The organism is Enteractinococcus helveticum (assembly GCF_020742345.1).
Taxonomy (GTDB): domain Bacteria; phylum Actinomycetota; class Actinomycetes; order Actinomycetales; family Micrococcaceae; genus Yaniella; species Yaniella helvetica_A.
The window spans coordinates 1-11,926 of the sequence record NZ_DYXC01000052.1; the positions used below are offsets into that span (position 1 = coordinate 1).

General features: G+C 58.0%; 12 protein-coding genes. All 12 read right to left on the reverse strand.

The genetic code is table 11. From position 1 onward, the window contains the following. Positions 1–1,565, reverse strand: a 1,565-nt coding sequence (locus tag K8V32_RS03890) for an FAD-dependent oxidoreductase (RefSeq protein WP_303903170.1), incomplete at its 3' end; no start/stop codon positions are given. Continuing rightward, positions 1,565–2,641: an alcohol dehydrogenase catalytic domain-containing protein gene (locus K8V32_RS03895; protein WP_303903172.1), complete on the reverse strand. Its 1,077-nt coding sequence runs from the start codon at positions 2,639–2,641 to the stop codon at positions 1,565–1,567. The genes K8V32_RS03890 and K8V32_RS03895, both read right to left, overlap by 1 nt. A gap of 13 nt (positions 2,642–2,654) precedes the next feature. Next, positions 2,655–2,954 (reverse strand): YciI family protein, encoded by a 300-nt coding sequence (locus K8V32_RS03900; RefSeq protein ID WP_303903175.1) that lies wholly within the window; start codon positions 2,952–2,954, stop codon positions 2,655–2,657. A gap of 162 nt (positions 2,955–3,116) precedes the next feature. Continuing rightward, positions 3,117–3,917 carry an IclR family transcriptional regulator gene (locus tag K8V32_RS03905; protein WP_303903178.1) on the reverse strand — a complete coding sequence of 267 codons (801 nt, stop codon included), beginning with the start codon at positions 3,915–3,917 and terminating at the stop codon, positions 3,117–3,119. 49 nt (positions 3,918–3,966) lie between these two features. Continuing rightward, on the reverse strand, positions 3,967–4,836 hold the full coding sequence (locus K8V32_RS03910) for a shikimate dehydrogenase (RefSeq protein ID WP_303903181.1): 870 nt from the start codon (positions 4,834–4,836) through the stop codon (positions 3,967–3,969). After that, positions 4,833–6,218 (reverse strand): MFS transporter, encoded by a 1,386-nt coding sequence (locus K8V32_RS03915; protein ID WP_303903184.1) that lies wholly within the window; start codon positions 6,216–6,218, stop codon positions 4,833–4,835. Before K8V32_RS03915 ends, K8V32_RS03910 begins: the two co-directional genes overlap by 4 nt. 111 nt (positions 6,219–6,329) lie before the next feature. After that, the gene (locus tag K8V32_RS03920; RefSeq protein WP_303903187.1) at positions 6,330–7,223 is read right to left on the reverse strand and encodes a LysR family transcriptional regulator; all 894 of its coding nucleotides are present in this window, start codon (positions 7,221–7,223) and stop codon (positions 6,330–6,332) included. 38 nt (positions 7,224–7,261) lie between these two features. Continuing rightward, on the reverse strand, positions 7,262–8,005 hold the full coding sequence (locus K8V32_RS03925; RefSeq protein ID WP_303903190.1) for an SDR family NAD(P)-dependent oxidoreductase: 744 nt from the start codon (positions 8,003–8,005) through the stop codon (positions 7,262–7,264). Continuing rightward, positions 8,002–9,804, reverse strand: coding sequence for an FAD-dependent oxidoreductase (locus K8V32_RS03930; RefSeq protein WP_303903194.1), 1,803 nt, complete (start codon positions 9,802–9,804; stop codon positions 8,002–8,004). Before K8V32_RS03930 ends, K8V32_RS03925 begins: the two co-directional genes overlap by 4 nt. A gap of 21 nt (positions 9,805–9,825) precedes the next feature. After that, positions 9,826–10,665: an aldo/keto reductase gene (locus tag K8V32_RS03935; protein WP_303903197.1), complete on the reverse strand. Its 840-nt coding sequence runs from the start codon at positions 10,663–10,665 to the stop codon at positions 9,826–9,828. Positions 10,666–10,672: 7 nt separating this feature from the next. Beyond that, positions 10,673–11,533, reverse strand: coding sequence for a sugar phosphate isomerase/epimerase family protein (locus tag K8V32_RS03940; RefSeq protein ID WP_303903200.1), 861 nt, complete (start codon positions 11,531–11,533; stop codon positions 10,673–10,675). Continuing rightward, positions 11,530–11,926 (reverse strand): Gfo/Idh/MocA family oxidoreductase (locus K8V32_RS03945; RefSeq protein ID WP_303903204.1); only part of this gene is annotated, 397 nt, incomplete at its 5' end. The genes K8V32_RS03940 and K8V32_RS03945, both read right to left, overlap by 4 nt.

Below are 11,926 nucleotides of genomic sequence, written 5' to 3' on the forward strand. Positions count from 1 at the left end.
CCAAGTGTTGCTCCGCCACCGGGATAGGTGTTCCGGAAGACCCCGCCGGAGACATTACCGGCCGCGTAGAGTCCTTCGATTGGCTGTTGGTGACGGTCCACAACTTGCCCATCAAGGTTGGTGGCCAGACCACCGGAGGTCCCCAAGGTGCCCGCGTGCAATGGGACCGCATAATACGGCCCGGTTTCCAACGGTGCCAAACACGGGTTGGGCGTGACCGAGGCGTCTCCGAGGTGTCGGTCTTGTTCCGATGAGCCGCGGCCGAATTGGGTGTCCACGCCTTGGCGTGCGTCGTCGTTGAATTTTTCGACGGTGGCAAGAAGTTGCTCGGCATCGATCCCGGCCTGTTGGGCTAATGCTGGCAAACTCTCGGCCTGTAACATCCAGGCGGGTGCTTGACCCGGGGTGGAGCCGGCCACCGGGTACTTGGACATGAACGTGTGGTCGAAGACCAGCCAGGCCGGGTTATTCTGTGCCCTACCGGTGTGCGGGTCGATATTGGCAAAAACTCGCGCCGCGTCATGGTAGTTCAGGGCTTCATTGACGAAACGGTGTCCGGCGGTGTTGACCGTGATGGATCCGGGCAGGGTCATTTCTACGTTGCCCATCCGACCGGTGGGTTTGCCGTCATAGGTTTGGCCTGCCGCGTTAATAATGGGCACACCCCACAGGGCGTTCATATCGCGTAGGCTCGCACCGGCGGCCATGCCTAATTCCAGTCCGTCGCCTTCATTAGATGGCGCGCCGATGGGTGTGACGTCCAATGGCAGGAAGGTTTTGCGCAGCCGTTCGTTATAGTCAAAACCGCCTGAGGCAATGACGACGGCGGCGGCAGTGATGGTTTTTGTGTCGGCTACGGTCAGGTGCCACGTATCCGAGGTGTACTCCAGGTTGGTTACCGGTGCGTTCAGGGCAATGTGGACGTTGTTATCCAGGGCTGAAGCGGTGAGGGAACCGACCAGGGCCCCGCCCATGGTTCGTACCCCTTGGGCTGCGCGGTCTGTCAGCAGTTGTGGATCTGGTGCGCGTCCGTTGAGGTCGTCACGTTCGACCATGGTGAGCAGTGGAAAATAGGTTGGTTGGCGCAGGACTTCAGCAATTTCTGGGTAGTCATCAGCCCGGAAGGCCGCGTTATCGAGGCTGCGGCCACCGGCAGCGGCGCCTGGCCATTCCATGTGGTAGTCCGGGCGGGTTAGCGGCATGAGTTCAACGCGAGTGTGCTCATCCAGGAACTTGATGGCTTCACCACTGGTGCGCACATACCAGGCGATATCCTCGTGCGACATGATGTCACCGGCAGCTGCCGTCAGGTAGTCGATGCCGTCTTGTTCAGAATCTTGATAGCCTGCGGCCGCGCCCAGGTGATTGGCCGGTGCCCAGATGACTCCGCCACCGGCAGCCGAGGTGCCACCGAGTTTATCGGCTTTTTCAACCACGGCGACCCGTAAGCCGGCGTGTGCAGCGCGAACCGCTGCGGTCAGTCCGGAAGCACCGGAACCCATAACAACGACGTCATAGGTGTCTTCGAGTTGTTCGACACCGAAAAAGGGCGATGTATTCGACATCAGTTTTGCACCTCGGCAAGAATTTCGTCGGCTTGAGCAGTGTTGGCGGCCGGCATATTGATCACGATTTTGCCGACCTGTGCGCTGCGATCCCCCATGGTTTCGAAGGCATCATTGAGGTGTTCGAAGTCGAAGCTGTGGGTGATCAGAGCATCGGCCAGATCCTGGCGCTTATGGAGAATCTCTAGGGCTTCGGGGATCAGGTTCAAGGAATTTCGGCTGCCCCGAATATCGAGTTCTTTGAACGGCACATCGCGCATCGACAGTGCGGCGTTGCCGGCCGAGATCCCCACTTGCACAATACGGGCGGTGGGGGCAGCCAACCGGACGGCGTTTTCTAGGCTGGCCGGCACACCGGTGGCTTCAATGATCAGCGTTGGACCGTCCATGAGGCACAGGTCGGCTAGTAGTTGTGCATCTGTGGCGCTGGGGAATGGGTCTGTTCCGGCGGTGATGGTTGCTACGGCACCGAATTGGCGGGCCAGGGTCATACGGTGTTCGTCTAAATCTGCTGCGATGACGTTGACGCCGCGTTCAGTCAAGAACAGGGTGGCGAGCAAACCGATGGGGCCGCATCCCAGCACGAGCGCAGTTTCTCCGTCAACCGGGGTGCCACGGTTGACGGCCTGCATGGCAATTGAGCCAGGTTCGCCCAGGGCGGCCAGGCGCATGGGCATGCCGTCGGGGAGCGGATGTAGTTTTTCGACGGGTAGTGAAATGAGTTCGGTCAGAGCTCCAGCCTCATAGACGCCTAAGCAGGAGATGGAATCGCAGACGTTATAGCGGCCGGCTCGGCATGGTCCGCAGGTGTCGCAGTAGACCATCGGGCTGGCTGCGACGGGGGTTCCTACTGCGAGGTCGGAGGCGGTTTCGTCGATCGCGTGGATGGTGCCGGAAAATTCATGGCCCTGGACTAGCGGGAGTTCGGTGACGTAGGTGTCGTCCCAGATCGTGTAGTCTGTCCCGCACAGTGCAACGTGATGTACACGGACCAAAGCGTGTCCCGGGGTCAGTTCGGGAACCGGTTGTTCTTTGAGCTCGACTGTTCGTCGGGCTACGGTATGCGCGCTGAGCATGAGTGTGCTGCTCCTAGGCTTGGGCGGGAATAAGTTTGTCTTTACCGAAAAAGACACCCCATTTGCGGATGCCACGTTCGGTGATCAGACCGTTTTTTGCAAATGGGTCATTATCCATCAAGGCCAGGGCGTCGGCTTCGTCTTCGCCGGTGATAATCAGCAGCGCACCTGCACCATCGTCGACGGGACCGGAGACCAGCAGTCGGCCGTTGTCAAAGCATTCCTGCAAAAATTCCACGTGAACGGGGCGGACTTCGTCACGCTTAGTAGCAGTGGAGTCATCATAGACGTAGTTGATGGCGTAGATATTCATGGGGGTCTCCTGATTCCAGTGAGTCTGTGATTCATGCTCGAATCCGCCGGAGTCGCCCGGGGCATTCGGCTCACCTGTCACTGTAGGTGACTGCCGAGACAGCTACACCTCATTGCCCATTGAATGGGCAATGAGGTGGTGACCAGGTTTTCTGAGTGGGTTTTATAACCGGAGGCTGGACCATTGTCGGGCTGAGTATCGTCGGTATTCAGATCCCATCAGTCGCGACAGCGAGCGCCCAGCCGCCGCCAAGACCGGCACGATGATGCGATGTTTATCAACATCGCGTCGCGTGACAACCGATAGGGCGCCAATGACTTTATTTTGGCGTCCTCGAACTGGCACAGAATAGCCGACGTTTTCTTCTACGAGCACCCCGGCAAGACGCGCGTAGCCACGTTCGCGGATCTGAGCAAAGCGTGCTCGGAGTCGAGCCGGGTCGGTTTCGGTTTGCGGCGTGCACTGCGGTATTTCACCGTTGAGGAACTCTTCTTGGACGTCCACTGGAGCAAAAGCCAGCATGGCCAGGCCGGGCGATGTCGAGTGCATATTGAGTCGGCCGGCGACCTCGGCGAGGTTTCGGTCTGGCCCGTGTTCATTCAACCGTTCCAGATATAGCACCGTGAAATCGTCAAAGGAGGGCACTGATAAGGACACATCTTCTTTGACGGCTTCTTCAATGCCTTCCAGTACTGGTCGACCACGTCGTCGGAATTCTTCCAAATCATTGGAGCGTGAAGCCAGTTCCCACATTCGAGGGCCGATACCGACCAGGCCGTTGTCGTCGCGGTCCAAAAATCCCACGTCACACAACTCGGCCACCAGCCGGTGGGTGGTGCTGTTGGGTATGCCGGTCTCTGTGGCAAGTGCGCTAATGGTGTATCGGGGCTTGCGTCGTTCGAATGCGCTGAGCAACTTGTTGATGCGCTCAACAACAGATTCTCCCGAACGTGAATTTGCCATCCCCTACTCCATTTCGCGATGCCACTGAGCCGGTATCACATGTTTATGGTTAGTCCACCAGGTGCAGTTGCAGACTGTCGCGCATCCGCTGACGGTTTGCCGGCAGTCCGGTTTGCAGTTCAAACGTATCGGCGGCCTGTTCCACGAGCATGGCGGTGCCTTCGACCGTCTGGCAGCCTAAATTGCGGGCGTGTGCCAACAGCTGAGTTTCCACCGGGCGGTAGATCACGTCGGCTACCCATTGGCTTCCGGTGAGCAAGTCCAGATCAAATGGCGCCCCGGGCAGGTGTTCCATACCGATGGGCGTCGCATTGATCACCGCATCAGCCGCTGGCACCCACTGGGATGCCATATCTGGTCCCCCGGTGTGCAGTTGCACGCCAGCATCTAAGGTGGGGCCCAGACGGTCCTTGAGTTGTACGCGTTGGGTTTCTTGTGGGTCGATCACGTACAGCTGTTGGACGCCGTAGTCTAATAGTGCACTGGCCACAGCGGCCCCTGCACCGCCGGCTCCAAACAGCACCGCGGTATTACGCGGTGTGTCCTGTGGGAGTCGGGTGTGGAGTCCGCCTAGGAATCCGCTGTGGTCGGTATTGTGACCCGCCCAGCCGTCGTCGGTACGGATGATGTTATTGACCGCGCCGAGGACTCGAGCGGCATCGGTGACCGAATCCAAATACGGGATGACATGTTGTTTATGCGGGTGGGTGACGTTGAAACCGGTGAATCCTGCTGCAGCGTGCTCTTGGATGATCTGGCCGAGGTGTTGGGCGGCGTCTCGTTGGCCTTCCAGGTCAATGAGTTCGTACCGGAAATCTTCCAACCCATGGGCCTGTGCTTCGGCGGTGTGCAGCATGGGCGACAGTGATGTGCCGATGTGTTCACCGATGAGCCCAATGTGGTAGTGCGGTGAACTCATTTGGCATCAGCTACTTTATGACGAGGTTTGCCCAGTTCTGAGGTTGGTGTCCGGTAGGTTTCTGGTCCGGTGGCAAATGCGACGGCCGAGCCGATCGCAAAGATGGCACACATGATCGCAACTGGCATCCAGTTGGCGACGTCACCACCGGTGAGCATGGTTCCGATGGCCGGGGTGAAACCGGAGACCAGCAGGCCGAGCATCAAACCGATGGCCATGCCCGAGTAGCGGACTTTGGCTGGGAATTGTTCTGGGAAGGCCGCGAAGTAGATGCCGTTGGATGCCGCATAGAAGCCACCCATCATCAGAATGGAGGAGATGAAGATCAGGGTTACGTTGCCGGTGCTGATGGCCCCCAGGAATACGAACATCATCAGACCGGAGCCGATGGCGCCGCCGATGAATACTGGCTTGCGGCCGATCTTATCGGCTAACAGGGCAAAGAGCGGTTGGGTCAGGACGGCTGCGAAGTTGGATGCAGCAATTGCTGCCAGCATGGTGGTGCGGTCGACGCCGGAGTGTTCGACGGCGAAGGATAGGCCGAAGACGTTGACCATGGTGTTGATCATCGCAAAGGTTGATGAGAACATCACGCGCAGCAGGGCTGGCAGGTGGTCACGGAATAGTACGACCAGTGGAACCTGTGCTTCTTGTTCTTCCTCGATGACTTCTTCAAAGGCCTCTGGTTCTTCGAGGTTGCGGCGCATCCAGACGGCGAACACGGTCAGGATAACGCTGATCAAAAACGGTACGCGCCAACCCCAGCTGTAGAGCTGTTCATCGGGCAATAAGGCAACCGGGATAAAGACCAGGGTTGCCAGAACAATTCCGAGCATGATGCCGGAAGCGGTAAAGCTGGCGAAAAACGAACGGCGGTATTCTGGGGCGTGCTCAATGGACAGCGAGGCAGCACCTGGCGATTCGCCACCGGCTGATAGACCCTGGCACAGGCGCAACAAGACCAGCAGGACGGGTGCCAGGACGCCGATTTGTTCATAGGTTGGCAGGACGCCGATCAGAAAAGTCGCCACACCCATCAGCAACAGCACAGCCATCAGCGTTTTCTTGCGACCAAAGCGGTCACCCAGGTGGCCCCACATGACTGCCCCCAGTGGGCGAGCAACATATGCCACACCCAGCGTTGAAATGGACAGCAGTAGTGCGTTGACGCCATCGCCGGGGAAGAAAATATGCGAGAACACGAGTGCAGCGGCAGAACCGTAGATGAAGAAGTCGTAGTATTCCAGAGCGCTGCCCAAGAATCCCGAAAATGCTGCGCGCTTAGCTTGCGGCGTCACCGTCGTGGCATTCCGAACGCGCGAATCTACCCCGCCTGATGGCTCATTATTTGCTACCTGCGATGCTTTGGTATGTGTAGTCAACTGAGTGGTCCTTTCCAGCTCCTTAGTGGAGATCACCATCCAGTGTGACTGGTCGCACTGAGTTTGTCCACGACTAGATTAGTCAAAGATTATGTACAAAAAACACATAATCTAGAGTCCTTCAGCCAACACGTCTTCGACCAGCTCTAAAAAGGCCTCTCGAGCTGCAGAGCCGCGTTGTTTTGACCAGGCCAGGCCATGATTCATATACACCGGTTCACCTGCTAACGGCACAAATACCGTCCCGGGTGGCACCACTGGCCGCACGCCCTCTGGCAAATACGCCACCCCAACTCCGGCGGCCACCAGCATCATGGACATGTACGGGTCCGTGATTTGTTGGGAGACGATCGGGTGGAATCCGGCTTCTGTGCAGGCTCGTATGGTGTCTTCATAAAGCATCGAGCCCGCTCCGATGGGTGGGGTGATGAAACGGTCTTGAGCAAACATTGATAGCTCAACATGATCCTGGTCGGCCAAGGGGTGCCCCGTGGGCACGACCATGCCGAACCGTTCTCGAAGCAGCAACCGGGTTTCGGTTCGGGTCGAATCAGTTGGCAACCCAACAAATGCCAAATCCAAGGTACCGGCCTCTAATTGTGCCACCGCGTCTCGGGTCATCACTCGCCCGACCAGCGACAACTCAATTTGGGGATAGGTATCACGCACTGCACGGGTAAAGCGGGGCAAAGTGCGCCGGTTAAGCACACCGGTAAAACCCAAAATGAGTTTGCCGTAGACCACACCGTCGGGAACTTTGACGGATTGCTGTGCCAGTTCGATCTCCTCAAGCACCGCCCTGGCATGCGGGAGAAACGCATGACCGGCTGGGGTGAGATCCACTGAGCGGGTACTGCGGATAAATAACTCTGTGTCTAAGGAGCGCTCCAGTTTGCGAATCACTTGGCTCAGGGGCGATTGTGCCATGCGCAGGCGGATGGCGGCATTACCGAAATGTAACTCTTCAGCAACCGCAATAAATGCTTCCAACCAGCGAACTTCCATGCCGCTACCGCACCCCCTTTGCGAGCATCTCGTCGAGCTTAGTACGTTGCTCGCCCACCAGACAGGTCATAGACCGCACCGGTGGAAAAGCTGCAACGATTCGATGCCAACCATGCCACGAGTTCTGCGGCTTCACCAGGCTGTCCAGGACGGCCCATCGGAATGCGGTTCATCAGACGCTGATGGGTTCGCGGGTCCATGTGTTGATTCAACGGCGTGGCAATGATGCCCGGTGCCACCGCGTTGACCAGCACACCGTCTTGGGCAACTTCTTTGCCCAAAGATTTTGTCAACCCGATCACAGCTGCTTTGGAAGCAGAATAGGCTGCTTGGAAGGCGTTTCCTTCCTTGCCGGCAATGCTGGCCAAATTGACAATGCGCCCCCATCCTGTGGCCACCATATCGGGGAGGAAATGCTTACACATCAAAAAGACCCCGTCACTGTTGACTCTAAAGGTCTGCTGCCACTGGTGGTAATCGGTGTCTGCCAGTGCAGATTCTGGCCCTTGAACGCCTGCGGAGTTGATGAGAATATTGACGGTTTTGCCGTCCTGTCGCAGGCGGGCGTGCAGGTTGCGCACCTGTTGCTCATCGGTGATATCGCATTGTTCATCAGCGCCGGGAGTCACATCCACGGTGCACACCTGCACCCCGCGGTGCCGCAGGAGCTGGGCACACGCAGCACCCAGGCCCCCGCCACCACCGGTAATCAGGGCAAGGGCATCACCAGGATATTCGCCTTCGTCACCTGCTTGGTTGCTGTCCGGGCGGCGCTGACTCATTTTTCGGACCCGACTTCACGCACGCTGGTGACCTCGTACTCGGTGGCGTCCGCCAAGTCGCGGCCCGCAATATACCCAAAGGTCAGTGCCGGCCCAATGTTGACCCCACCAGAAGGGTATTTGCCGCGCATAATCGACACCATGTCATTGCCTGCGGCGTATAAGCCCCGGATTGGTTGCCCACTGCGATTCAGCACACGAGCCTTGGTATCGGCCGCGATTCCGGCAAAGGTGCCAAAGGAGCCAGGGCGGACGTGGACGGCGTAAAACGGGCCTTTTTCGATCGGTGCAAGGCTCGGATTCGGGGTAACCGCCTGGTCTCCACCGTACCGGTTAAACGCCGTCTCACCGCGCTGGAATTCTGGGTCCTCCCCGCGCCGGGCGTTGGCATTAAATTCTTGCACCGTGGCGACCAGCTGCACCGGATCAATACCCGTTTTGCGGGCTAGCTCCTCAAGAGTATCGGCCTTGATGAGATACCCGCTGCGGATATACGGCAACAGCGGCACCGGAATAGGTTTGGCAAAACCCAACGGATATTTGCGCACAAATGTTGAGTCGGCAATCTGCCAGGACTCCACGGCTTCGCCTTCGGGTGTGGCCTGCATCAGACCGTCCACATAGTCAAAGTACCCGTTGGCCTCATTGACGAAACGTTTGCCATCTTTGCGCACGCCGATCGAACCCGGTTTGGCCCGATCCATGATGTGCGGGAACACGCCGGTGTTCCCGTTGGGGTATGGCACCAGGGAGACCGGGCACCAGGCTGCAGCCGAATACACTTCGGTATCCAGGTACCCGCCCACGGCTTCGGCCAGATCGGCACCTGAACCGTCTGCTTCATCCGGGGCCAGGGTCCAGTGCTCATTACCCGTTGGAGTGTGCCGGAAATATTGACGACGACGCTCCACATCCGCGGGGAATCCACCGGTTGCCAGCACGACTCCGCGCTGGGTGCGGATGATCCGGCCACCCTCTGTGGTGCCCACTACCGCGCCGACTACGGCGTCATCGTGATCAACAATCAGGTGCTGCACCTCGGTTTTGACCCGGATATCCACTCCGAGGTCCTCGGCCGATTGAATCAGCCGCCCCATTAACGCCGTACCGTTCACCAGGTGCATACTGCGGCGGTGTGTTGCCATATCCCAGACGTGTGGGATGACCCGGGATGCCGAGTGCACCCACCCTTTGAGCGAAAATTGGGATGCCGACAGGATCTTTTGCAAATCTGGACCGGCCATAATCCCCATGCCCAAAAAGGACGTGGGATAGTACTGGTTATTGAGCTTGGCCAACGCCGTCTTGGATAATTTCCGGGCGTTGATCGGTTTGGGCCCCACCGACCGGTTGCCAGTACCGGCACCCGGCAGATGACCGTAAATGTCATTGATTTTGGCGCCGGTTACAAATTGCAGGGCGGTTTTGTAGTGAAAGAAATCCACCATGTGCGGCACAGCCTCAAGGAATGCGTCGATCATCTCGGAGGCCTGATCGGTGTACAGCTCGCCTAGTACGCCACGCAAATAGGTCCGAAATTCTTCGACGTCCTCATCGACTCCTTCGGCCTTTGCCAGCGAGGTGCCCGGGGTCCAGGCCCAACCGCCGGAGCGCGAGGTGGCCCCACCACAAGCTGCCGATTGCTCCGCTAAGATCACGTCCAGACCGTGATAAGCGGCAGTTGTGGCGGCCGCAAAGCCACCGGCTCCACCACCCACCACGAGCACATCTGCATGATCAGTGGGCAGGTGGTCTGGCAGGTCATCCACGCGATAAATACCAGGTGTTGATTGCGTCAAGAGGTTTTGCCTTCCTAAAAATTAGTGGCCGTACTCGTCGGCATCAAGCCGGGCACGGGAGCCGTTATCGAGCGCATTAATCGCAGCGATTTCAGCATCGGTCAGTTCAAAATCAAATACGTCGAGATTTTCTCGTTGTCTGCCAGCATTCGATGACCGAGGGACCGGGATGCGGCCTTGTTGGACGTGCCAGCGTAACACGATCTGGTGCTCGGATTTTCCATAGCGTTCAGCAGCATCACGAAGCACCGGGAAATCCGACAGGGTTAGGTCCCGGCCAGTTGGTGAGTATGCTCCAACGACGACGCCGTGGGCAGCATTGGCCGCGACATAGTCCGGCTGGCCGGCCAGCGGGTCAATCTGAATCTGGTTGAGCGGAATATCCAGTCCGGCATCCACCACGTTCTGGAGGTGCTCAGGTTTGAAATTGGAAACACCCCAGGCACGAATCAATCCAGTATCGACCAGCTCGGCAAGCGAGGCACAGGTTTCTACGTACTTGCCAAGTTGGGGATTGGGCCAGTGGATGAGCATCAAATCGATGTAATCCAGTCCGGTTTCGCGCAAGCTGTGCTCTATTCCGGCCCGCACATTGGCAACATCTCCGAAATATCGGTTGATGAGTTTTGTGGTGATAAACAGTTCATCACGCGGTACTGAAGCAGCGCGGATGGCGAGCCCTACGGCGTCTTCGTTACCATATTTTTGTGCCGTGTCGATATGCCGGTAACCATTGTCGATGGCAGTAGTCACCATGTCGGTGGATTCTTGGCCGGTCAACGGCCAGGTGCCCAAACCAATCTGTGGGATCTGTACTTCAGACACCCCGGTCCCGTTCAGGGGCAAGCTTGTAACGCTCATCGTCACGTCATACTCCTTTCGGCTCGGTCGGTATTGAGTCCATGCTGTCCAGCAGTGCCCGGGTCGTGGCGTAGAGCCGGTTTGCCCATTCCTGAGGACTCAGAGCACTTTGTAGCGCACTATTTGGCACCTCAACCGAGATGGGCAATACGTCTTGGGTCGCACCACGGCCAGCATCTATGGCAGCGATCATGGCCGCTAAGTCTTGGCCACCTTCGCCCGCTGGGAAACGTCCGCTACGGGATTCTTCAACCAGTGCTTCTCGGCTGACCGGGCGTTCGGCTGTAGCATCGCATAACTGAATCATGGGCACCTGTGGAGCCGCGGCACGCAGATCCTCAAGCGTGGCCCCAAACCGTGCCGCATGCAGAGTATCCACCAGAACAGTAACGCCGGTTTGTTCGGCGATCTGTGCAGCCTGCGGGTAGCTATTCACCGCCTGATAGCTGATGGCTTCCAGCGCTGGCGTAACGCCATAGGCTTTGCCGTCTACGGTCATCTGGCTCAGGTTGTCGATGACTCGGGACGAGTCCGTATCGGCCACCGCAACGGTCATGGATGATGCACCTAAGGCTTGGGCTGCTTCGAACATTTGCAACCAGGCGTCACGCTGGTCGCTACCATCGAGCAGCAAGAACTCAGTGTCTTTGACTGTCAATCCGGTATCGGCCAGCCGAGCCAGAGTTTCTGTCAGCATTGCAGAACCGGGCTGCACGTTGAATGGGGTTTCTTGCGCGGTCACCGGGCGTACTCGGATGCCCACAAAATCAAACCCGGCCTCAGCAGCCAGTTCCACCAGCTTGGGTGGTTCAGTGGTCAATGAGGATAATTGAGCAAGCCCCAACGGGCGGGTTCGTTGAGTTGTCATGAGCAGAGCTTCACCGGCTTTCCAGTTTCGGATGATTCATAGACCGCTAATAAAGTGCGCAGCGCTTTTGTAGCTTCTTCCCCTGTCACGGCCGGCTCGGTGCCAGCACCAACAGCGTTAACGAAATCTGCCACCTGCAGTTTATGGTAAGGCACCAAAGCTGCATTAATTTCCGACAATGCAGTATTCGGGTTGGCCTCTGCCGGCCAGGTCGGCGCATTTTCTATTGTTCCACCCGTGCCGAGCAGATCAATACGACCTTCGGTGCCCTCGGGGAATTCGGTCAACTGCACGCTAGCACCGGTTGTCCCCGTCACTCGAATCTGGACGCCCAGTCCAGGAGTGACAGCGGTTGACGCCTGCAGTGTGGCCATCGCACCGGATGCGAATTTC